General features: G+C 64.7%; 3 protein-coding genes (1 of these 3 running past the window's edge). All 3 read right to left on the bottom strand.

Annotation, left to right across the window (positions count from 1 at the left end; translation table 11 throughout):
* Positions 1–30: 30 nt before the first annotated feature.
* Tightly spaced (each overlapping or abutting the next), the 3 genes in view from QQJ96_RS06780 to QQJ96_RS06770 form a layout consistent with a single transcriptional unit that may run on beyond the window.
* Positions 31–1,638, bottom strand: coding sequence for an MBL fold metallo-hydrolase (locus tag QQJ96_RS06780; RefSeq protein ID WP_284331212.1), 1,608 nt, complete (start codon positions 1,636–1,638; stop codon positions 31–33).
* Complete coding sequence (locus QQJ96_RS06775) at positions 1,635–19,685, bottom strand: non-ribosomal peptide synthase/polyketide synthase (RefSeq protein WP_284331211.1); 18,051 nt, start codon at positions 19,683–19,685, stop codon at positions 1,635–1,637. The genes QQJ96_RS06780 and QQJ96_RS06775 overlap by 4 nt, the downstream gene beginning before the upstream one ends.
* A protein-coding gene (locus tag QQJ96_RS06770) for a non-ribosomal peptide synthase/polyketide synthase (protein WP_284331210.1) crosses the window boundary here: on the bottom strand, positions 19,666–25,796 show its 3' portion. 21,469 nt of this gene lie beyond the right edge of the window; 6,131 of the gene's 27,600 nt are visible here — the last part of the coding sequence; its start codon lies off the right edge, out of view; its stop codon occupies positions 19,666–19,668. Before QQJ96_RS06770 ends, QQJ96_RS06775 begins: the two co-directional genes overlap by 20 nt.

Here is a 25,796-nt window from a genome sequence, read left to right as displayed (position 1 = left end):
TGTTACTCCGTGTTGATGAGTGGAATGAAGTCAAAGTGTGATGGTGCGGCATCCGCGTAGCCGTTCGGCGCCGAGCCCGGCGCCGCGGCAGCGTTCGAGCAACTTGTCCGATTCGACGATCTGCTTGCTTTGCGGCGTATATTCCAGGCCGGTGACGAAGCGCATCCACGGCTCCTGGCCCATCGCGTAGACATAGATGTTCTGGCAACCGAACTCCTCCACGATCGCCCAGGCGTGCTCGCTGTCGGAACCGGACAGCCGGCGCGAATCATCGTCCTTGCGGTTGACGGGGTTGCTCAGGTAGGGGCTGTACAGCCAGGTCAGCGGCGCGCCGTCGCATTCCATGCCGATGAACAGATGATCCACCTTACCCAGGCGCTGAACGAGGCGGCGGTACAGCACGCGGTCCTTGCCGTCCGAATCGGCCAGGAACATCAGTCGCCGGCCTTTCAGCTCGATGCACATGCCATGCTTGCTGGTGATATTGAGATCGGCGTGCTCGCCATAGAACGGCAGGCTGACAATCCAGCCGTCCGGCAGCGCCACGCGATCCATCGGATCCATCACCGTCACGTTGTGATGGCCGAGCTGGCGCAATACCAGCCGCATCGACGGATCGACCACGCTGGTGGCGTTGTTGCGCGGAATCAGGAACGCGCCGACGCGGTTACGCAACTGCAGCAGCACTTCGATACTGAAGTGGTCCTGGTGGTTGTGGGTCAGGAAGACGTAGTCGATATGATCGGGCAGGTCGTGGAAGGTCAGCCGGCCTTCGCCGTCGTCGCGATCCCAGGTAAGGAAAGGATCGACCAGTACGCTGACCTCGGCGCTTTGCACCAGTACGCAGGCATGCCCGAAATAGCGCACACGCACGCCGTCGCCGGTGTAATCCGGTTCGTTGCGCACGGGTGGCGTGGTGGTGAAATAGCTGCGCAACCGTTCCTTGCCGGCGTCGTCATGCACGTCAAAGGCCTCGGCCACGCGCTGGAAGCAGACTGGCTTGATGCGGCTCGCCGCAAGCAGGTCGAAGCGCTCATCGGCGAACGGGGACGGAACGATCATCCGTTCATCCGACGGCAGCCGCGGGGTGTTGAGAAAAAAGTTGCGCGAGGTATCGCGGGTCTTGCTGAAAGCCAATTCCTGCGCGGGCCGTTTGAACGCCTCGTCCTCATAGGCCAGCTCTTCCAGCAGGCGCAGCGATACATGGTTGTTCGGATCGTAGGTCACCTCCACCAGGCCGGCCAGCGAAACGGGCAGCTTGTCGTACAGGTGGTCCAGGCTGAAGCCAGTCTCGGTCTTCTGCACCTGGCGGTCGAGCTGGATGAAATCGTCGGCAAAGCCGAGCAAGTGGGTGCCGCGCTGGGTGATGTCCTGCAAAAGTTCGCGTACGCCCGGCACATCGCTCTTGCTCAACTCCAGGAAATTGCCGCCCAGCATCTTGGGGTTTTTCGACGCTGCCTCATGCACAGCGGGATTGGCGATGAAGGACTTCAGCATCGGCAATTGGCGGAAGGCCAGGTTCAAGGCCTGCTGCAGCGGCGAAATCAGGTGGCTCCAGGCGTACCAGCGAAACACCAGCGGTTCCAGCTTGGTGTCGCTGGCGAGGAACACGGGCTCGATCATCTCGGGGGCGTTCATGCAGTCTCCAGGCTTGCGTCGATGTTCAGCTTCTGGCTCAACACACGGCCGATCGGCACGCGGAATTCCTGGTTGAGCATGTTGAAGTGGTTGGTGGGAATGTCATGGATGTCGAGGCGGCCGGCGACGTGTTGCGACCACACGCTGACCGGTGGCGTCTTGAGCGCTTCGATTACTTCGGTGGCGCGGAAGAACACGATGTCGCCATGGAAGCGGTCGGGCTTGAATGCGCGTGCCAGGGACTCGCCGCGGCGGAACGATTGCAGCATGCGCGTGATCGTCTGCATGTCGTTGGCGGAAAGTTTTCCTTCGGCCCGCAGGGTTTCGAGCACATGCCGCGGATCTTCATCCGCCTGCGCCACCGGCAAGGACTCGATGCCGAAGCTGGCGAGAACCTCCTTGAACACGGTCTGCCCAAGCCGCTGCAGTTCCGCGTGTTGTGCATGATCCGGCTGCGTATCGAGGTGCTCCACGCCGCGCGGATACGCATCGATCATCGCCAGCAGGCTTACCTCTTCGCCGGCCGCCTGCAGGCGTGTGGCGATCATGTGCGCGATCAATCCTCCCAGCGACCAGCCCATCAGGCGATAAGGACCCTTCGCTTGCACTTCGCGCATATCCGCGACATGCCGGTCGATAACTTCGTCCAGGCTGGCGTCCCGGCCGTCGGCATCTTGCAGATCCGGTGCGTGCAAGCCGTAGACCGGGCAGTCGGCATCGATATGGCTGATCAGGCCAGCATAAGTCCAGGCGAGGTTGCCGCCAGGCGGCACACAAAAGAGTGGCGGCTGCTCGCCGGTGGAGCGCAGCGGCAGCAAGGACGGCCGCTGTTCCGGATCGGTAAAACGAGCTGCCAGTGCAGCGACGGTTGGTGCTTCGAACAAGGCCTGGATCGGCATATCGTTCTGCATCATCGAACGAATGCGCGCGACCAGGCGGATCGCCAGCAGCGAATGGCCACCGAGTTCGAAGAAGTTGTCGTCGATGCCGACGCCTTCCACGCCGAGTGCTTCGGCAAACAGTTCGGCCAGCACGGATTCTTCCGGCGTACGTGGCGCGCGTTGCGTAGCGGGAGAGAAGTGTGGTGCCGGCAATGCCTTGCGATCGAGCTTGCCGTTCGGATTGAGCGGCAGCGCATCAAGGGCGACCACGGCAGCCGGCAGCATGTAGTCGGGCAAACGCTCAGCCAGTTTGGCACGCAGCGATGCCGCAGCCACGGCGTCCGCCGTGACGTAAGCCACCAATTGCAGCTGGCCGGTGTGATCGGCCCGCGCTACCACCACGTTTTGAGTCAAACCCGCCTGTGCGATGGCCGCCTCGATCTCGCCCAGTTCGATGCGCAGGCCGCGCAGCTTCACCTGATGATCGGTACGGCCCAGGTATTCCAACTGGCCGTCCGCGCGCCAACGTACGCGGTCGCCGGTGCGGTACATGCGAGTGCCCGGCAAGAATGGATTGGCGACGAAGCGCTCGGCAGTAAGTCCCGTGCGATGCAGATAGCCACGCGCCAGGCCGGTACCAGCCAGATACAGCTCGCCCGGCACGCCGATCGGCGTTGGTTGCAAGCGGTCGTCCAGGACATAGGTTTGCGTGTTCCAGATCGGTGCGCCGATCGGCACCGACTGGCCGGCGGTTTCGTCCCGGCAGGCCCAGGCGGTCACGTCGATGGCGGCTTCGGTCGGGCCATACAGATTGTGCAGCGGTCGATCCAGTGTCTGCTGCCAGCGCTCGCGCAAGGCGCCGATAAGGGCTTCACCACTGCAGATCACGCGACGTACGCTGTGGCACTGCGAGCTGGCTGGCTCCTGCACGAAGGCTTCCAGCATCGACGGCACGAAGTGCAGCGTCGTCACCCCTTGTTGCTGGATCAACCCGGCCAGGTAGGCCGGATCGCGGTGGCCACCCGGTTTGGCTAGTACCAGGCGTGCGCCGTACAGCAGCGGCCAGAAGAACTCCCATACCGATACGTCGAAGCTGAAGGGGGTTTTCTGCAGCACCGCGTCGTCGGCCTGCAGCGCGTACGCGTCTTGCATCCAGGCCAGGCGATTGACCAGGCCGGCGTGGGTGTTGGGCGCGCCCTTGGGTTTGCCGGTGGAGCCGGAGGTATAGATGACGTAGGCCGGATGCTGCGGATGCATCGTTACTGCCGGACTGTGCGCGGGTGCATTCGCCAGCGTCGCTTGCATGGCTGTCGCATCCAGGTCCATCCGTGTCACATCAGCACCCGGCACGTCGATATCGCTACGTGTAATCAGCAATACGGGCGAGGCATCCTCCAGCATGAAAGCCAGGCGTTCGGCGGGATAGTCCGTGTCCAGCGGCAGGTACGCGGCTCCGGCCTTCAGCACGGCCAGCAAGGCGACGACCAGTTCGAGCGAACGGGGCAGGGCAATGGCTACGATGCTTTCCGGTTCCGCACCGGCTGCGACCAGCTGATGGGCAAGCCGATTGGCGCGCCCATCGAGTTCGGCATAGCTGAGCGTCTGGTCTTCGAAGACGGCGGCGATGGCGCCAGGTGTCCGTGCGACTTGCTGCGCGAACAACGCAGGCACTGTGGTGTCGGGCACGCCATGCTCCGTGGCATTCCAATCGTGCACGAGCTGCCGCTGTTCGTCGCTGTCCAGCAATGGCAATTCGCCGATGCGTACGGCGGGGTTGGTCGCAACCGCCGTCAACAAGCGCACGAGCCGCTGCCCCAGTTGCATGGCCGTGGCCTGCTCGAACAGATCGCTGGCATACATCAGGTCGAGCTGGATGCCATCCACCTCGCCGTCCTGGGCATATCGCTCGGTCACGTTGAGGCTCAGGTCGAACTTCGCCATATCCAGTTCGAACGGCTGCATGCTGCAACGGACGCCCGGGAGTTCCAGCGTGGCCGTGGCATTGTTCTGCATCAGCAGCATCACCTGGAACAGCGGATGGCGCGAAGACGAGCGTGGCGGGTTGAGCACATCCACCAGTTGCTCGAACGGCAGCTCCTGGTGTTCGTAGGCGGCAAGATCCGTGCGGCGTACGCGTACCAGCAGTTCTTCGAAGCGCGGATTGCCGGACACGTCGGTGCGCAGCACCAGCGTATTGAGGAAGAAACCGACCAGGTCATCCAGCGCTGCATCCGTGCGGCCGGCGATCAGGCTGCCGATCGGGATGTCGGTCCCGGCGCCGTGGCGGCTGAGCAAGCTGGCGAGCGCAGCCTGCAGCAGCATGAAGAGCGTCGCGTCATGCGCCTTCGTCAGTGCCAGCAATTGGCGGTGCAGTTCGGCGTCCAGGGTGAAGCTGAGATTTCGCCCGCGATAGGTGGGAACCGCGGGGCGTGGTCGATCAGTGACCAGATCGAGCTGATCGGGCAGATCCGCCAGCGTTTCGCACCAATAACGCAGCTGGCGCGAAATCATGCTGTCCGGGTCGCTTTCCTCGCCCAGAACGTGTTGCTGCCACAACGTGTAGTCGGCGTACTGCACCGGCAGCGGCGCCCAAGCTGGCACACGTTTTTCAACGCGTGCGGCATAGGCTTGCGCCAGGTCGCGCGCCAGCGGCTTCAGCGAAGCACCGTCGCCGGCGATGTGGTCCAGCACCAGGACTAGGACGTGCTCCTGCGCGCCCAGGCGGAGCAATTGCGCACGCAACGGTATCTCATTCGCCAGGTCGAAAGGTCGCGCCAAGGCACCAGCCAGCACGCCAGGCAGTTCGCCTTCGTCGATATCGGCCGGCTCGCCATGGATGCGCGCGTGCTTGAGCACTTGCTGGTAAGGCACGTCCGAGGCCGGGAACACGGTGCGCAGGCTTTCATGGCGCTCGACCAGATCGTTGAGCGCGGCCTGCAAGGCGTCGGTGTCCAGTTCGCCGTGCAGGCGCAAGGCCAGCGGTATGTTGTAGACCGCGTTCGGTCCTTCGAACTGGTGCAGGAACCACAAGCGGCGCTGCGCGAAGGACAGTGGCAAGCGCTCTGGACGCGGCATCGGCTGCAACGGCGGACGCGCGCTGGAGGTGGCCGGCAGGTGTTCCGCCAGCGCCGCCACCGTGGGCATGTCGAACAGCAGGCGAATCGGCACATCGACGCCCAGGCGCGCGCGAATGCGGCTCACCAGTTGCGTGGCGAGCAGTGAATGGCCACCCAGTTCGAAGAAGCTGTCGTCGATGCCGAGGCGCTCCACGCCCAGCACTTCGGCGAACAGTTCGCATAGCGCGGCCTCTCGTGGCGTGCGCGGCGCGCGTCCTTGTTCGCTGCCGAAATCCGGCGCGGGCAGGGCCTTGCGGTCGAGCTTGCCATTAGGCGTGACGGGCAGCGCTGGCAGCACCACGAAGGCGGCCGGCAGCATGTACTCGGGCAATTGCTCGGCGACGGCCTTGCGCAGCGCTGCCGTATCGACAGCCTGCTCGCCGTCGGCCACTACGTAGGCCACCAGTTGCGCATGACCAGGCTGGTCCTCGCGCACGATCACGCTGGCTTGCCGTAGCGACGGAAGGCGCATCAGCACGGTTTCGATTTCTTCCAGCTCGATGCGGAAGCCGCGCAGCTTCACCTGCTTGTCGGCGCGCCCGGCGAAATCGAGTTGGCCGTCATGGCTCCAGCAGGCGAGGTCGCCAGTGCGATACATGCGGCTGCCCGGCGCGCCATAGGGATTGGCGACAAAACGTTCGGCGCTGAGCGGTGCGCGATGAAGATAGCCGCGCGCCAGGCCGGGCCCTGATACGTACAATTCACCCGGCACGCCAGGCGGCACCGGACGAAGACGGGCATCCAGCACGTACACGCCGGCGTTGTGGATTGGCCGGCCGATCGGCGGTTGCTGTGTGCCCTGCAATGGTTCACTGATCGTGGCGCACACGGTGGTCTCGGTCGGACCATAGGCGTTGAACATCCGCAGCCGCGACGACCAGCGCTCCACGAGCGCCGGTGCACAAGCTTCGCCTGCCACCACCAGGTGCATGCCTTCGGGCAGGCTTTGTTCCGGCAGCACAGCCAGAGCGGCTGGTGGCAGTGTGGCGTGCGTGATGGCGTGTTTGGCGATCAGCTCGATCAAGCCGCCGCCGGGCATCAGTTGCTCGGCTGGCGCCAGCACCAGTTGCGCGCCGGACAGCAGCGACATGCATACTTCCCAGAATGCCGCGTCAAAACTGGCCGAGGCAAACTGCAACACGCGTGACGCACCGTGCATACCTAAGTGGTGCGTCTGGCTGGACAGCAGGCTCGGCACGCCGCGATGTGTCACCGCCACGCCCTTGGGCAGGCCGGTGGAACCGGAGGTGTACATCACATAGGCCAGATGATCCGGTTGCAGAGCGCGTGCCGGCGCCTCTGCCGGATAGTCAGCCAGCACATCGGCCTCTTCATCCAGCAGCACCAGGCTGCCCCAGTGAGTTGGCAGATAGTCCAGCAGCGCCGATTCGGTGAGCAGCACCGGCGCCATGCTCTCGCCTAGAACATGCGCCAGGCGTTCGGTGGGGTGCGCGGGGTCCAGCGGCAGGTAGGCCGCGCCCGCCTTGAAGATGCCGAGCATGGCGACGATCAGGTCCAGCGAACGGGACACGCACAAGGCGACCAGGACATCCGGACCTACGCCCAGGGCCTGCAGGTGATGTGCAACGCGATTGGCATGCTGGTCCAGTTCCCGATAGGTGAGCTGGCTGTCGCCAAACACCACGGCGATTGCATCGGGCGTTGCCGCGACACGCTGCTCGAACAGGTCCGGTAGCGTTGCCGCAGGCACGGCGTGTGCCGAGGCGTTCCACTCATGCAGCACTTGTTGACGCTCCGCTGGCGTCAATATGGCGAGTTCGCGTACCGGTTTCTGCGGCGCCGTTTCCAGTGCTTGCACCAGCTGTTCCAGCACTTGTTGCATATAGCCGCAAACAAGCCGTGCGTCGACCGGCTGCAGCGCTTGCACAGTTACCCCGAGCGAACGGCCATCGTCATCCACCGACAGCGCCAGCGGGTAATTGCTGCGATCTACGCCGCCCAAGCGTTCGATATCTTCCGGCGCTTGATTGGTGTGCTCCTGCGCGGTGTTGTGGCGATAGTTGAGCAGCGCGCTGAACAACGGCGCCGGCGCGGCGACGCCACTGCAGCGTTGCGCCAGCGCCAGCGACGCATGCTCATGGCGCAGCAGGCCGGCCAGGCGCGCATGCGCCTGTTTTACGCTGGCTTCGACCGGCGTCTGGTCCATGTCCAGGCGCAGCGGCAAGGTGTTGATGAATACACCCATGGCGCGGTCGGCATCCTGGCCGGCATGCATGCGGCCGAACAAAACAGTGCCGAACACCACTTGCTCGCGACTGCTGGTAAGCGCCACCACCTGACCCCAGGCGACATGGCACAGACTGGCCACGCTCACGCCCAAGCGACGGGCCTGGGTGCGCAAGCGATCGTTCAAGGACGGCAGCAGGCTGATGCGTGCCTCGTCCATGCGGCTACCGTCGCGATGCACGTCAGTCAAGCCGAAGGGCGTGGTGGATGCGTCGATATCAGCGAGCATGTCGCGGAAGAAACGGGTGTGCTCTTCCTGGCTGATGCCGAGCCGCGCCTGCGCCACCAGGTTGCGGAATGGCTGTGGCGCACCCAGTGTGTCGCCGCTTCCTTCGACAATGGCCTGGACCTCGGCACTAATCGCCGCCACGGTGGAATGGTCGCCAAGCAGGTGATGCATCATCGTCAGCAACACGCAGCGGCCATCCGGTTCTTCAGCAATGGCAAACTGCAGCAGCGGCGCCTGGGTGAGGTCGATGCGATAGACGGCCGGATCGAAGCGCTCGGAGAGATACTCGGCCGCCGTACCTGCCTCGACCTTGGCTTCGGTGATCTTCAGGCGGGCGCGACGCAGCACGACTTGCGCGGGTGTGCTCAAGCCCTCCCACACGAAAGCCGTACGCAGGATGTCATGGCGATCCACCACTTGCTGGATCGCATCCAGATAGCGGTCCATCACGCCGCGCCCGCTAAAGGCCAGTTGCGACATCGACAGATACGTGTCGCCTGCGCTGCTCAGGCGATGATGGAACAGAATGCCGTCCTGCAGCGGCGACAGCGCGTAAACGTCCTGGATGTTGGCGACCCCGCCGGGAATCTTCGCCACCAATCGATCGATGTCCGCCTGTTCCAGGTCGATCAGCGGCAGCATGTCGGGCGTGATACGGCGCGTATCGGGCGTGATCAGGTTGGCGGGCACGGCCACGTCGCCATGCCCGCCCAAGCTTGCCGCCAGTTCGGCCAGGTTGGAGGCGGCAAACAGGGCGCGCACTTCCACATCCAGTCCCTGGCGTCGCAGGCGCTCCATCACCTGCATGGCCAGCAGCGAATCGCCGCCCAGGGCAAAGAAGTTGTCGAAGCGGCCAACTTGTGCCAGGCCGAGCACTTCCTGCCATACCGTGGCTACGCTCTGCTCGATCTCGCCCTGTGCCGCGGTGTATTGCTCACGTAGCAGTGCGTCATCGGCAGGTACCGGCAGCGCCTTGCGGTCGAGCTTGCCATTTACGCTGTGTGGCAAGGCAGCAAGCACCACGTAGGCGGATGGCAGCATGTAGTCGGGCAGGCCGCCGGCCAGTTGCTCGCGCAGGCCTGCAAGCAGTTCGCTGGAATCGGCCGAAGATGCCATGGCCAGGTAGGCCACCAGGCGTTTGTGGCCCGGCATGTCTTCGCGCACGATCACTGCGGCCTCGCGCACCCAGGCATGTGCCAGCAAGCGTGCTTCGATCTCGCCCGGTTCGATGCGATGACCGCGGATCTTCACCTGCTGGTCGCTGCGGCCGAGATACTCAAGTTGCCCGTCGCGCCGGTAGCGCACCACGTCACCGGTACGATACATGCGTGCGCCCGGCTCGAACGGGTTGGCGACGAATCGGTCAGCCGTAAGTGCAGCGCGCTGCAGATAGCCGCGCGCCACGCCTTCGCCGGCGAGATAGAGTTCACCGACCGCGCCGATCCACACCGGCTGCAACGCGTTGTCGAGTACGTACACTCGCGTGTTGGCGATAGGCCTGCCAATACTGTTGCTGCCACCAGCAGCGCCGCGCGGCAGCTCAGCAACCGTGGACCAGACGGTGGCTTCGGTCGGACCGTATTCGTTGTAGATGGTGGCTTCCAGGCCCAGTGCCGCATGCCGTTCCAACAAGCCCGCCGGAATCGGTTCGCCACCCAGCACTACGCGCTTGAGCGGGCGCAAGCGTGTGTCGGCGCCTTCCAGCGCGCTGCGATACAGTGCCGGACCGCTCAGCCAGGCTTCGATACGGTGCTGCTCGACCAGCGTCGCCAGCGCATGCGGATCGCGCTCCAGTCCCGGCGCGGGCAGCACCAGCGTTCCACCCGTAGCCAGCGTGTGCAAAATTGCACCCAGCGATGCGTCGAAGGCGAGCGACGGCAGCAACAGCAGGCTTTCCACGCGTGGGTAGAAAGCCTCGCGCGCCAGGGTGGAATGCACGATCTGGCGATGCGCGACCAGCACGCCCTTCGGCTTGCCGGTGGAGCCGGAGGTGTAGATCAGATAGGCCGGATGCATGGTCTGCAAGGGCCGGCGGCGTTCCTCATCGCGCGGGTCGTGCGAGGATGCCTGCAGCAAGGCTTGTTGCAGAGTGGGGGCGTCGAGGGCGATGACGATGTCACTTTGGCCCAGCTCGGCGGCGATCGCGGCATGGGCGATCAGCGCGGCCGGTCGCGCATCGTCCAGCATGCTGCGCAGGCGCGCGTGGGGATGATTGAGATCCAGCGGCAAATAGGCGGCGCCGGCCTTGAGTACGGCAAGCAGGGCGACCACGCTTTCCAGCGAACGGGGCAGGGCGACGGCGACGATGGCTTCCGGGCCAATGCCGCGTGCAATCAGTTCATGCGCCAGCCGATTGGCCTCCTCGTTGAGGTCCGCATAGCTGAGCGCGCGTGTCTCGCAGATAGCGGCAATCGCGTCGGCCGCCTGCGCAACGCGCTGCTCCAGCAGGCGGGTGAGAGTAAGGTCGGGCACGTTGGCCGCCGTTGCGTTCCAGTCGTGCAGCAGTTGTTGGCGCAACGAGTCTTCCAGAACGTCGATGCGGCCCACCATCCGTTCCGGCTGTTCCACCAGCGCTTCCAGGATACGTGCATAGCCGGCTGCGAATTGCCGGATGTCGACCTCGTCATAGATATCGGGGCGATAGCTGAAACCCAGCTTGATCCGTTCGCCGGGCGCCACCAGCAGGCCCAGCGGATAGTGCGTGCTGTCGCCGCCGTGGTGACTATGAAAACCGATGCGCATCGCCGCGCCTTGCGCCTCGACCATCTGCGCATCGACCGGGTAGTTCTCGAACACCATTACGGTATCGAATAGCTCGCCGTGGCCGGACAGGCGCTGGATCTCGCTCAGGCTCAGGCAGGCGTGTTCAAGCAGGTCGGCTTGCTGCCGCTGCAGGCGCTGCAGCAGCGCGCCGATCGATTCGGAAGCATCCAGGCGCAGGCGCAGCGGCAAGGTGTTGATGAACAGGCCCACCATCTGCGCGCTACCGGCCAGCTCCGCCGGGCGATCGGACAGGGTGATGCCGAATACCACGTCATCCTGGCCGCTCAGGCGTGCAAGCAGGATCGCCCAGGCGGCCTGCGCCAACGTATTGAGCGTAACGCCCAGACGCTTGGCCTGTTGCATCAGCTTGGCGCTCAAATCCGCCGGCAGGCTTTCACGCAGCACCTTCGACGCAACCGCCGCGGCCGGCGCATGGGCAATGCGGCACGGCTCTTCCAGGCCATCCAGCGCTTCGCGCCACGCTGCCTGTGCGGCGCTCCTGTCACGTGACGTCAGCCAGCGCAGGAAGTCGCGATACGGCGTAACCGGTGGCAGCTGCCGGCCATCGCCGCGATGGCGATACAGCTCGAACAGCTCCTGCAACAGGATCGGCATCGACCAGCCGTCGAGCAGGATATGGTGGTGGGTAAACACCAGGTGGTGCTTGTCCGATCCTTCGTGCAGCAGGGCAAAACGTAGCAACGGTGGCGCTGCGCAATCGAAGCGGCGCCGCTGATCTTCATCCAGCCACATGGCCAGCCCCTGGGCATCCAGGCTCAGCTCGCGCCACGGTAGTGCCACCGAACGCGGAATCACCTGCACCGGCTGTTCCAGGCCCTCGTACACGAAAGCGGCGCGTAGATTTGCGTGGCGTGCCAGCAAGGCTTCAGCGGCAGTCCGCAACGCAGACGCATCCAGTGCGCCTTCGAAGGTGAATACCAGCTGCTGCACGTAATTGTCCCGCGCCTGCCGGTCGTACAGCGCATGGAACAGGAACCCATGTTGCAACGGCGACAGCGGCAGGATGTCCTGCAATGGCGGCTGTTGTGCTTCGATCTGCTCGATTTGTGCCTGGTTCAATGTCACCAACGGCAGGTCGGCCGGCGTGAGCAGCGTGCCCTCGCGCTGGCTGGTTTCATGGGCGATGCGCGTAAGCACGGCGAACCAGGTTTCCGCCAGGCTGCGCACTTCCGCTTCATCCAGCAACTGGTCGGCCCAGTTCCAGGTGGCGCTCAGGCGCGGGCCTTCCGGGCCGTCCTCGGTAATGGCATTGACCTCCAGCACGTGCAAAAGCGGGCGTGCCGAATGGTCGCCGACAGCGGTGAGCGCCGCTTCGGCGGCAACCCCCCAGTCCTGTGTGCCGGCCGCACTGAAGCGGCCCAGGTAATTGAAGGCAAGCTGCGGGGTGTGCTGCTGGCCAAGAGTAGCGCGGCCCTGATCGTCCAGATAGCGCAACAGGCCATAGCCGATGCCCTGATCGGGCAGGCTGTGGAGCTGCTCTTTCACGCGCTTCATCGCGCGTTCCCATGCTGGTGCGTCCTGTGCATCGCCCAGGTCCAGCTGTACTGGGAAGAGGCTGGTGAACCAGCCTATCGTGCGCGCCAGATCCGCGCCCTCGACGATCGCTTCGCGACCGTGTCCTTCCAGGTCGAAACGCACGCGCGAGTGAGTGCTGATGCCACGCTGCGTGCGCCATTCGATCACGGCCAGGGCGAAGGCGGTCAACAGCACGTCATTGATGCGTCCGCCGATGCGTTCCGGCGCACGTGTCAGCAGGCATTGCGTCACCTTCGTATCCAACTGCAGGCCAAGGCTGCGTTGCGTGTCGATGGTGTCGCGTGCCGGGTCGAGCGGCCGCGCGCCGAGCAGCGGCTCTTCGCCTTCATGCATCGACTGCCACAGCGGTAGTTCGTTGCGACGTTGTGCGGCCGCCTGAGGCATCTGCAGCGCCCAGTGGCGGAACGAAGTGGAAACCGGATCGAGCAGCATGGGCGCGCCACGCGATGCAGCCTGGTAGGCCGCCTGCAAATCAGGCAGCAGGATGCGCCAGGAAATGCCGTCCACGGCCAGGTGATGGATCATCAGCAACAGGCGCGACTTCGCGCCCGCATCGAACCACACCACCTGGATCAGGCGGCCGGCGGCAAGGTCCAGCCGGTCGCGCGCCGCACGCGTATGCTCGCGCATGCGGCTGATGCGCCGTAGTTGCGGCAATCGCTTGATGTCCACGCGCTGCACCAGCTGCGCCGCATCGATACCGCCCGCTTCGCTGACATGCAGCCGCCTGTCGGCCAGCGGACGCATGCGCAGCGTGTCATGGCGATCGAGCAAAGCTTGCACGGCGGCAAGCAGATGCTCCTCCTGCAATGCAGGTACTTGCAGCAGCAGGGCCTGATGGTTGCAGTCGAGCGGGCCAGGCTGGTCCAGCAGCCAATGCATGATCGGCGTTGCCGGCAGTTCGCCATGCGCGGCTTCGATCACCACGCTGTCGGCTGCGCGCGGCGTATCGGCAACTTGTGCGAGCGCGGCGACGGTCTGGTGCTGGAACACATCACGGGCCGAAATGGCCAGGCCATGCTTGCGTACACAGGCCACCAGCTGGATCGAGCTGATGCTGTCGCCGCCCAGCGAGAAGAAGCTGTCGTCGATCGCCACTTGCGACAGGCCAAGCACTTCGGCAAAGGCGGCGCACAGCGCGCCTTCCTTCGCATTGCGCGGACCGCGCGCGCTGCTCGGCGCGAAGTCCGGCGCGGGCAGGGCACGGCGATCGAGCTTGCCGTTGCTGGTCAGCGGAATCGCCGCCACCGTGACGATCGCCACCGGCACCATGTAGTCGGGCAGGCGCTCGCCCAATCGCTGGCGCATGCCGGCGCTGTCCGGCACGCCAGCTTCGCTGGCGACGACGTAGCCGACCAGTTGCTTCAAGCCGGGTCGGTCCTCGCGCACGATCACGCGGGCCTGCGCTACTTCCGGCAAGGCGGAAAGTGCAGCTTCGATTTCGCCCAGTTCGATGCGGAAGCCGCGGATCTTGACCTGCTCGTCGGCGCGGCCGAGGAAATCCAGCACGCCATCGGCACGCCAGCGCGCCAGATCGCCGGAACGGTACATGCGCGCACCGGGTTCGAACGGGTTGGCGACAAAGCGTGAGGCGGTCAGGCCAGCGCGATGCAGATAGCCGCGAGCCAAGCCGGCGCCGGATACATATAGCTCACCTGACACGCCGACTGGTGCGGGCTGCAGGGTATTGTCCAGCACATACAGTCGCAGGTCCGGTGTGGCGCGACCGATCAGGCTGCCAGCGGCCGCGTCGGCCATCGCGCGATCCAGCGGCATGTAGCTGGCATGCACGGTGGTTTCGGTAATGCCATACATGTTGATCAGGCGGGGTGACCGATCTTCGTGCCGCGCGTACCAATCCTTGAGGCGCCGCAGGTCCAGCGCCTCGCCGCCAAAAACCACGTAGCGCAAGGCCAGTTCGCGACCCAGCTCCGGCTGCTCGGCATCGGCCTGGACCAACTGATAGAACGCCGAGGGCGTCTGGTTCAGTACAGTGACGCGCTGTTCCACCAGCAAGGCCAGGAAGTCTGAGGAGGAGCGCGACACGGCATGTGGCACCACCACCAGCTTGCCGCCGTACAGCAGCGCGCCCCAGATTTCCCACACCGAAAAATCGAACGCATAAGAGTGGAACAGCGTCCATGCGTCATCGGCATAGAAGCCGAAATCCGCTTCGCAACTGCCGAACAGGCTCACCACGTTCTGGTGCGAGACCAGTACGCCCTTGGGTTTACCGGTGGAGCCGGAGGTGTAGATCACATAGGCGCTGTGATCAGGCTTGGCCTGCGTGGCCGGGTTGCTGGCCGGGCGAGCGGACAGGTCGATCGCATCGAGCGCAATCACGGGTGTGTCGGCGCGCAGCGCAGGCAGCGTGCCCAGCGTGATCAGTTGCACCGGCTTGGCGTCGTCGAGCATATAGGTCAGCCGCTCAAGCGGATAATCCGGATCGAGCGGCAGATACGTAGCGCCGGCCTTCAATACGGCCAGCACCGCTACCACCAGGTCCAGCGAGCGCGGCAACGCGATAGCAACGCGGTCTTCGACTTGCACCCCGCGTGCGATCAGCTCGTGCGCGAGGCGATTGGCTCGTTCATTCAATTGCGTGTAGGTCAGCTGCGCAGCTTCGCACACCACGGCAACGGCCTCTGTGCGAGCCGCTGCCTGCCGCTCAAACCATGCGTGCAATGTATTGGGCGACACGTCTTCCGTCGCCGGGTTCCATGCCGTCAGCAGATATTCGCGTTCGACCGCATCCAGCAGCGGAAGCTCGCCGATGCGCTGGGAAACATTCGCGGCCATGGCGCTCAGTGCGCGTACAAAGCGTTGCGCGATAGCCTGCGCCGTCGCCTCGTCGAACAGATCGGTGGCGTATTCCAGGTGGCCGACCAAGCCGGCCGGTTCGTCGTGCTCGTCGTGTTGTTCGCTGAGGTCGAAACTCAGGTCGAACTTGGCCACCGGCATGTCGAACGCCTGCCGGCGGCACTCCAGGCCGGGCAAATTCAGTTGCGCGCGCGACATGTTCTGCAGGGCCAGCATCACCTGGAACAAGGGGTGATGCGCCATCGAACGCACCGGGTTGAGCACGTCCACCAGCTGTTCGAACGGCAGGTCCTGGTGTTCGTAGGCGGCCAGGTCTACTTGCCGGGCGCGCGCCAGCAAGTTTTCGCAACTGGGGTTGCCGGCGGTATCCACGCGCAGCACCAGGGTATTGAGGAACAGGCCGACCAGGTTTTCCAGCGCCGCATCGACGCGTCCGGCGATCGGGCTGCCGATGACGATGTCGTGGCCGGCGCCAAGCCGGGTCAACAGGGCGGCCAGGGCGGCGTGCAGCACCATGAACAAGGTGGCGTCATGCTGTTTGGCCAAGGCCAGGCATTGGCGATGCACGTCACGGTCGATGTCGAAGCGCAGGTGCTTGCCGCGATAGCTGGCGACGGCCGGGCGCGGGCGATCGGCGGGCAGGGTGATCTGCTCCGGCAGGTCGGCCAGCGTTTGCCGCCAATAGCCGTGCTGGCTGGCGATCAGGCTGTTCGGGTCGGCCTCTTCGCCAAGCAGGCGTTGCTGCCACAGGCTGTAATCGGCGTATTGCACGGCCAGTGGCTGCCACTCCGGCGCAGCGCCTTGCAGGCGCGCGGTGTATGCCTGCGACAGATCACGCGCGAGTGGCGCCAGCGATGCACCGTCGCCGGCGATGTGATGCAGCAGCAACAGCAATACGTGTTCAGCGGCTTGCCCCGTGGGCGGCAGCCGGAACAGCGTGGCGCGCAGAGGAATGTCCGTGGTCAGATCGAACTTATGCGCGACCGCCGCGTTGATCTGTTCGAGCAGCGTCGACTCTTCAGCATCGTGCAGCTCCAGCGCCAGCTCTGCTTGCGCCAGGATGTGCTGCACCGGTGTTTCGCCGGCCGGGAAAATCGTGCGCAAGCTTTCATGGCGCTGCAGCAGGTCGTTCAGCGCCTGGCGCAGCGCCTCGACATCCAGTGCGCCAACCAGGCGCAAGGTCAACGGGATGTTGTAGTTGGCGTTGGGCCCTTCCAGTTGCTGCAGGAACCACAACCGCCGCTGCGCGTGCGAAAGCGGTAACTGTTCGGGGCGACGCTGCTTGCGTAATGGCGGGCGCCGCACGCGATCCGGGTCCAGTTGCGTGGCCAGTTCCGCCACGCTCGGCGCATCGAATAGCGTGCGGATCGACAACTCGATCTTCAGGCGCGCACGGATCTGCCCGATCAGGCGAATCGCCAGCAGCGAGTTCCCGCCGAGGGCGAAGAAACTGTCGTCGATGCCGATCCGCTTGACGCCCAATACCTGGGCATAGAGTTGGCACAGCCAGGTCTCGCGTGGATTGCGCGGCTCACGGCTTTGCTTGGCGGATGCAAAATCGGGTGTCGGCAGTGCCTTGCGATCGAGCTTGCCATTCGGGGTCAACGGCAGCGCATGCAGGCAAACAAAGGCAGCCGGCACCATATAGTCGGGCAAGCGCTCGGCCAGTTGCGCACGCAAAGCTCCGGCATCCACGCTGTCGCCGACGAGATAGGCCACCAGATGCTTTTGATCTGCCTGGTCTTCACGCACGATCACCGCGTTGTGCGCATGCCCCAGCTGCGCCAACACGGCTTCGATTTCACCTAGCTCGATGCGATAACCGCGGATCTTCACCTGCTGGTCGATGCGCCCCAGGTAATCCAGCCTTCCGTCGCTGCGCCAGCGCGCCAGGTCGCCGCTGCGGTACATGCGCTCGCCCGTCGCAAACGGATTGGCGACGAAACGTTCCGCGCTGAGCGAGGGGCGGCGCAGGTAGCCGCGCGCGAGACCTTCGCCGGCGATATAAAGCTCGCCGGGCATGCCTACCGGAACCGGCTGCAGCGTATCGTCGAGTACGTAGAGCTGGGTATTCCAGATCGGGCGGCCAATCGGCACGCCGGTGGCGCTGCGCATGTCTTCGCTTACTTCATGCGTGCAGCAGCCCACGGTAGCTTCAGTAGGGCCGTATTCGTTGATGATGCGGACGTGTGAATGATGTTCCTGCCAGTAGGCGAGATCGCCGGGCACCAATGCTTCGCCACCGAGCAATAGCGCCTGCGTAGGCGAGGACGCATCGATCGGCAGATTGTTGTTGAGCAGTTTCAGGTGCGCCGGGGTCAGCTTGATCAGCGCATGCGGCTCGGCACGCTGCGTCGACCAGGCGGAAAAGTCGCCACCGGCCGGCACCAGTGTGACGGCCTGCCCGGCGAGCAGCGGACCGAACAGTACGGTGACACTGCCATCGAAGGTGGCCGATAGGGTGGTCGGCGAGCCGCCATCGCCCGTGCCGTAATAGGCGTGGTTGCACCAGGCAAAGTAATTGGCGGCAGAGCGATGCGCGATCAGCACGCCCTTGGGTTTGCCGGTGGAGCCGGAGGTATAGATCACATAGGCCGGATGCTGCAGGTTCAACGGCTGCAGGCGATCGGCATCGGTGAGATTGCCGGCGCGGCATTGCGCCATGCCATCGACGACGTAGGCGCTATCGAGCTGCCAGGTCGCAAGCGTATCGGGCAGATCACAAGCGACATCGCCGCGTGTCAGCACCAACGACGGCTGCGCGTCGTCCAGCATCATCGCGATGCGCTCGGCCGGATGCTGTACATCCAACGGCAGGTAAGCCGCACCGGCCTTGAGTACGGCAAGCAGGGACACCAGCAGATCCATGCCGTGCGGCAGCGCGATCGCCACCAGGCACTCCGGGCCGACCTGCGCCGCCCGAAGCATATGCGCAAGGCGATTGGCGCGTTCGTTCAATTGAGCAAAGCTCAGCTGGCATCCAGCTTCGATGGCTGCGACGGCTTCGGGCGAGCGCGCCACCTGCTGCTCGAACAGGTCGGGCAGGGTGGCGGCAGTGAACGCCTGTGCCGTGTCATTCCAGTCTTTCATCAGCAGTTGGCGTTCGCTGGCATCGAGCAGATCGATACTGCTCACGGGTTGCTGCAGGTCGTCGACAAAGGCCTGCAGGATGCGCTGATAGCGGGTCGCGAGGCGCCGCACGTCGTCGGCCGCGAATACATCCGGGCGATAGCTGAAATTCAAATGCAGGCAGCTGCCGGGCGCGATCACCAGGCCTAGCGGGTAATGCGAAACGTTGCCGCCCCAGTGGCTGTGCATGCGGCTATGCAAGCTGCTGTCACCACTGCCGGCGGCGTGCGCGCCGGCCGGATTGATCGGGTAATTCTCGAACGTGACCAGGGTGTCGAACAGTTCGGGTGCGCCGATCAGCTGCTGCAACTCGGTCAGGCCCAGGTACTGATAATCGAGCAGCGCCGCTTGTTGCTGATGCAGCTGCATCAACAGGCTATGCAGCGTATCGCCCGCGCGGCAGCGCAGGCGTACCGGCAAGGTGTTGATGAACAGGCCCAGCATGTGTTCCACGCCGGGTAGGTCCGCCGGACGGCCGGATACCGTATTGCCGAACACCACGTCGTCACGCCGGGTGTAATGCGCTAGCAGGATGCCCCATGCCGCCTGCACCACCGTGTTGGGCGTCACACCGGTCGTGCGCGCCAGCTGGGTTAGGTTTGCACTGAGCTGTTCCGGCAAGTTGTATTGGAAGCTGGCTGGCTCTACCGCGTCGGTGCCGGCCTGGGTAGCGAGGCGTACAGGTTCGCCGAAGCCTTCGAACACGCGTTTCCATGCTGCTTGTGCGGCTTGCCGGTCGCGCGCATGCATCCAGCGCAGGTAGTCCTTGTAGGCGGCGACGCGCGGCAGCTGCTCGTAATGGCTGCCGTTGCGATACAGCGTAAACAGTTCCTGCAGGAAGATCGGCATCGACCAGCCGTCGAGCAGGATATGGTGATGGGTGAAGATCAGCCGATGGCGGCGCTCGCCCAGCCGCACCAGGATGAAGCGCAGCAGCGGTGCCTTGCTCATGTCGAAGCGCTGCTGCTGGTCGTCGTGCAGGATGCGCTGATAAGCCGCTTCGCGCTCGTCTTCCGGCATGGCGGCAAGCTCGATCTCCTGCCATGGCAGCTCCACCTCATTGAGGATCAGCTGCACCGGCTCCTTCACCTGACGATGCGCAAACGCCGCACGCAGGTTGGCATGACGCCGCAGCAGGGCGTCCGTGGCCGCCCGCAACGTGTCCGCTTGTAGTGGACCGGTAAGCTCGAACGCCATCTGCACGACATAGCTGTCCTGCACCTGCGTGTCGTACAAGGCATGGAACAGAAAGCCTTGCTGCAGTGGCGACAACGGCAGGATGTCTTCAATTTTCTGGTTCTGCATAAAGCGACTCCAGGAATTCGATGTCGTTTTGATCCAACGCGACCATCGGCACGTCGGAAGGCGTCATGGCGGTGCCGTCGGAAGCCAGGGCATAGGCGGCAACGCGGCGAAGTGCGGTGAACCAGCTCTCGGCCAGTGCGCGCACGGCGTCTTCGTGCAGCAGCTCGCCGGCCCAGATCCAATTGGCACACAGCTGCGGGCCGTCGGGGCTGTCTTCGGTTAGCGAACTCAAATCCAATACGTGTGCCAGCGCTTGTGCGTCATCCGCGCCGCCGCCGAAATGGCTGGCATCGCCAACTGCACCCTGCGCGGCGGCGAAACGGCCCAGGTAGTTGAAGCCGATCTGGCGGGCCGGATACGGGGTCAGCGCCGCACGCCCGACCGGATCGAGATGGCGCAGCAGGCCATGGCCGATGCCGTGGTCGGGCAGGCGGCGCAACTGTTCCTTGACCGCCTTGAGCACACGTTCCATCACCTCGTCGTCGTGCATGGCCGCGGCGGGATCCAGCTCGGCCAGATCCAGCTGCAGCGGGAACATGCTGGTGAACCAGCCGACCGTGCGCGAGAGATCCGCCCCGGCAACGACGGCTTCCCGGCCATGGCCTTCCAGGTCGAAGCGCACGCTTTGCGCATGGCCCATGCCTTGACGCTTGCGCCAGTCGATCAGGGCCATCGCAAAAGCCGTCAGCAGCACGTCGTTGACCTGGCCGCGGATGCGCTGCGGTGCGACGGTCAGCAGGCATTGCGTGGTTTGCGGGTCCAGGCGAACGAGCAGGTTGCGCAGCGTGCCGAAGGTGTCGCGTGCCGGATCGAGCGGCCGGCGGCCGAGCCGTGGATCGTCACCGTCGAACATCGACTCCCACAACGATAGTTCGTTGCGTCGCTCCGCCGCAGCATCGTGCAGCTCGAGTGCCCAGTGCCGGAATGAGGTGGCCGGCGGCTCCAGTTCAATCGCGCGCCCAGCCGCCACCGCCTCGCAAGCGGTCTGCAGGTCGGGCAGCAGGATGCGCCACGACACGCCATCGACCACCAGGTGATGGATTAGCACAAACAGCTGCGATTGCTCTTCGTCGTCGAAGCTGACCACTTGCAGCAGCCGCCCTTCGCGCAAGCTCAGGCGATTGCGCGCGGCCAATGCGTGTTCGCGTATGCATGCCTCGCGTGCCGGCGGTGCCAGGCCGCGCAGGCTTACGCTGTGTACCAGCGTATCTGCCGTTACGCTGCCTGGTTCGCCGATATGCAACTGGCGCTGGTCCATGACGCGCAGGCGCAAGACATCGTGGCAGTCGAGCAATGCCTGCACGGCAGTCACCGTGTCGGCGTGCGACAAGGCCGGCATCGGCAACACCATCGATTGGTGGAAAGCGTCCAGCGGACCATGCTGATCGAACAGCCAGTGCATCACCGGCGTGGCTGGCAAGTCGCCGCAGGCAGCGTGCGCTTCCGTATCGGCATCCTCGCGCAACGGTGTCACCACCGCGGCCAGCAGATGCACCGACTGATGCTGGAATACATCGCTGACGTTCATCTGCAAGCCGGCCTTGCGGGCGCGGCTCACCAGTTGGATCGCGCCGATGCTGTCCCCGCCCAGGCTGAAGAAGTTGTCGTCGGCGCCCACCTCGGCCACGCCGAGCACCTCGGCGAACAAGCGGCACAGCAGGGCTTCGCGTTCGTTCTGCGGTGCGCGTGTGCTCGTCGATGCAAAGTCGGGCGCGGGCAAGGCCTTGCGATCGAGCTTGCCGTTGACGGTCAACGGTAGTTGTTCCAGCTGCATGACCGCGGTCGGCACCATGTAGTCGGGCAGCATGGCCGCCAAGGCATGGCGCAACGCGTCGGTATCCAGCCGGCCATGCTGATGGGCGACCACATAGGCGACCAGTTGTTTGTGCTGCGCCTGGTCCTGCCGTGCGATCACCGCAGCCTGTTGCACATGTGGCTGACGGCACAGTGCCGCTTCGATTTCGCCCAGTTCGATGCGGAAACCGCGGATCTTCACTTGGTGATCGCTGCGGCCTTCGAACATCAACACGCCGTCGCCACGCCAGCGCACCACGTCGCTGCTGCGGTACATGCGGCTGCCGGGCGGGCCGAACGGGTTGGCGACAAAGCGCTCGGCGCTGAGCGCTGCGCGACGCAAGTAGCCGCGCGCCAGTCCGCTGCCGGCGATATACAACTCGCCGGGCACGCCTGCCGGCACCGGCCGCAGGGCTTCGTCCAATACGTATACCTGCATGTTGTCCAGCGGCGCACCGATCGGCACGCCAGCCGTTGGGGGTGCTTGCATCGCGTGGTTGGTGGCGAAGGTGGTGGTTTCGGTCGGGCCGTAACCGTTGATTACGCGCAGCTGCGGATGCTGTTCAAGCAAGCGCCGGATATGTGCAGCCGACAACACATCACCACCGGCGATCACTTGCCGCAAGCCGGCAAACCCGTCGATGCACTCGTCGATCATCAGATGGAACAGGCCGGCGGTCATCCACAGGCCGGTGACGTGATGCTCGGCGATGGCCTGCGCCAAGGCGTGGATATCCGTCCGTCCCGGCGGCGCTACTACGATCTGGCCACCGTTCAGCAGTGGCGCCCAGATTTCGTAGGTAGAAGCGTCGAAGGCCTGCGGCGAGTGCAACAGCACGCGTTGCTGGCTATCGTTGCGCCAACGCCGGTCCAGCGCCAGTTCGGCCACGTTGCGATGCGTGACGGCGATACCCTTGGGTACACCGGTGGAACCGGAGGTGTACATCACATAAGCCAGATGTTCCGGCTGCAGCGCGACTTCCGGTGCCGAGGTTGGATATTGCGCAATAGCCGCGGCTTGGTCTTCCAGCCACATCACACGGCCGCTGTGCTGTGGCAGGCGGTCGCGTAGCGAAGCCTGTGCGATCAACACCGGCCCCTTGCCTTCATCCAGCATGTGCAGCAAGCGCTCGGCCGGGTAATCCGGATCCAGCGGCAGATAGGCGCCGCCCGCCTTGAGGATGCCGAGCGTGGCGATCAGCAGCTCCGGCGAGCGCTCCACGCACAGGCCAACTAACGTGTCCGGCTGCACACCCATGCTGCGCAGATGATGGGCGAGCTGATTGGCGTGCTGCTCCAGTTCGCGGTAACTCAAGCCGCGGTCGCCGGATACCACGGCAATGGCATCGGGTGTACTCGCTGCTTGCAGTGCGAACAACTCCGGCAAGCTGGTCGAGGCGGGTTCGCGTGCCGTGTCGTTCCAGCTTTCCAGCAATTGCGTACGTTCTGCGGTCGTGAGCAGTTCGACTCGGCCGATCGGCTGCGCGATATCGCTCGCCATCGCCTCCAGCATGCCGATGAAGCGGCGCACCAGGGCCTGGGCCGTGGTGTCGTCGAACAGATCCGTCGCATACACCAAGTGCGCGCGCAGCCCGGCCGGAGTGCCGTCGCCATGTTGCGTCTCGCTGACTTCGAAGCTCAAGTCGAACTTGGCGGCTGCCCAATGCAGCGAATGCAGCGAGCAACGCATGCCGGGGACATCCAGCAAGGCATGCGCGGTGTTCTGCAGGGTCAGCGTCACCTGGAACAACGGCTGATGGGCCAGCGAGCGCGCGGGATTGATCTCGTCCACCAGTCGTTCGAACGGCAGATCCTGGTGTTCGTACGCGGCCAGGTCCACGTCGCGCACGCGCGCCAGCAAGGTGGCGAAGCTGGGATTGCCGGATGTGTCGGTGCGCAACACCAGGGTGTTGAGGAACAGGCCGACCAGGTTTTCCAGCGCCGAGTCGGTGCGTCCGGCGATCGGGCTGCCGATCGGGATATCGGTGCCGCCGCCGAGCCGCGACAGCAGCGCGGCAAGCGCTGCTTGCAACAGCATGAACAAGGTGACGCCATGTTCATGGGTAAGGGCGAGCAGCCGGCGATGCAACGCGGCATCGATTTCGAAATCCAGCTTGTGGCCACGATAGCTCTGCACGCTGGGGCGTGGGCGATCGGTCGGCAATGCGATCTGCTCGGGCAGCTCGACGAGGGCGTTCTTCCAATACGCAAGCTGCCGGGCGACCAGGCTTTCCGGATCGGCTTCTTCGCCAAGCAAGGCCTGCTGCCACAGGGTGTAGTCCGCGTATTGCACCGGCAGTGCGGTGAAGCGCGGGGCTTGGCTGGTGCTGCGCGCCACATAGGCCTGGATCACATCGCGCGCCATCGGCGCCATCGAGGCGCCGTCGCCGGCAATGTGATGCAGCACCAATACCAGCACATGATGTTGTGGCGCCAGGCGCAGCAAGCAGGCGCGCAGCGGGATCTCCTCGCTCAGGTCGAAGGCATGGTTGGCGGCGTCGGCAAGGGCGCGATCCAGCTCCCCGTCGGCAATATCCTGTAGCGCAAGCGTGATCGCGGCTCGCGCCAGCACCAGCTGGTGCGGGAAGTCGCTGCGTGGAAACAGGGTGCGCAGGCTTTCATGGCGCGCCACCAGGTCGTCCAGCGCGGCCTGCAACGCCTCCACCCGCATCGGTCCTTCCAGATGCAGCGCGAGGGGAATGTTGTAGGTGGCGCTGGGTCCCTCCAACTGATGCAGGAACCACAGGCGCCGCTGCGCAAACGACAATGGCAGCAAGGCAGGGCGATGCATGGGTTGCAGTGCCAGGCGCGTGCCATGAGTGCGCGGCAGCACACGTGCCAACGCTTCCACCGTAGGTGCTTCGAACAGGCTGCGGATGCCGACTTCCACCTGCAGACGATCGCGCATGTAGCTGATCAATCGTGTCGCCAGCAAGGAATGGCCGCCCAGGGCGAAGAAGTTGTCGTCGATGCCAACCTTCTCCACGCCCAGCACTTCGGCGAACAAGGCGCACAGTTGTTGCTCCTGCGCGGTACGCGGTGCGCGCGTGCTGGCAGAAGCGAAGCTGGGGGCGGGGAGAGCACGCCGGTCCAGCTTGCCGTTGGGTGTCAGCGGCAGGCGATCGATCGCCACGAAGGCGGCCGGCAGCATGTGCTCGGGCAGGCGGCCGGCAAGTTCGCAGCGCAGCGGGCCGGCATCGATCTCGCTGTCGTTCGTCACCAGGTAGGCGACCAGTTGCTGCTGGCCGGGCAGGTCCTCGCGCACGATCACCGCATTGGCCGCAAAACCAAGCAGTGCCAGCGCCGCTTCGATTTCACCCAGCTCGATGCGGAAGCCGCGTAGCTTCACCTGGCTATCGGCGCGTCCGCAGTAATCGAGCTGCCCGTCCGCGCGCCAGCGAGCGAGATCGCCGGAGCGATACATGCGCTGGCCATGCTCGAACGGGTTGGCGACAAAGCGTCCCGCGGTCAGCGCTGCGCGACCGAGATAGCCGCGGGCGAGGCCAAGTCCGGCGATATACAGCTCGCCGATGCAGCCTTCCGGCACCGGCTGCAGTGTGTCGTTCAAGACATACAGGCGCGTATTCCAGACCGGCCGACCCAGCGGTGGCGTGATAAGGCCATGCAAGCCGCCGCTCATAGCAGCGCAAATGGTGCTTTCGGTCGGACCGTAGGCGTTCACCACCCGGCGCTGATCGTTCGACCAGCGCTGCACCAGGTGCGCCGGACAGGCTTCACCGCCCACGATCAAGCTGCGCAGGCTGTGCACGCGTGCAGGATCGACACTGGCCAAGGCGCTAGGCGGGATCAATGCGTGAGTGATGCCGTAATGCTCGATCGCGCCGGCAAGTTCATCGCCAAGCAAGATGCCTGGACGTGGCGTAACCAAGGCTGCGCCGGCTGCGAATGCCATCAGCATTTCCATGCTGGCGGCGTCGAAGCTGAGCGAGGCGAACTGCAGCACGCGGCTATGCGCCTGGATACCGAAGCGCTGCACTTGCGCGCCGGTAAGACTGGTGATGCCTGCATGCGAAACGACCACGCCTTTGGGGCGTCCGGTCGAGCCGGAGGTGTAGATCACGTAGGCCGGATGCTCGGCCCGCAACGGACGGATGCGTTCGTCATCGCGCGGATCGTGCGTGGGTGCGTGCTCCAGCACGGTTACCTGCGCCTCGTCGTCGAGCCATAGCGAAGGCGTTTCACCCGGCAGTCGCGGCGCCGTGTGGCTATCGGTAATCAATAGCTGCGGACGCGCATCTTCCAGCATATAGGCGAGACGGTCGCGCGGATAATCCGGATCCAGCGGCAGATACGCCG

Source organism: Dyella flagellata, assembly GCF_030160275.1.
Taxonomy (GTDB): domain Bacteria; phylum Pseudomonadota; class Gammaproteobacteria; order Xanthomonadales; family Rhodanobacteraceae; genus Dyella_B; species Dyella_B flagellata.
Note: the sequence above shows the minus strand (reverse complement) of the source record. Positions and strands in the feature narration are given on the sequence as shown.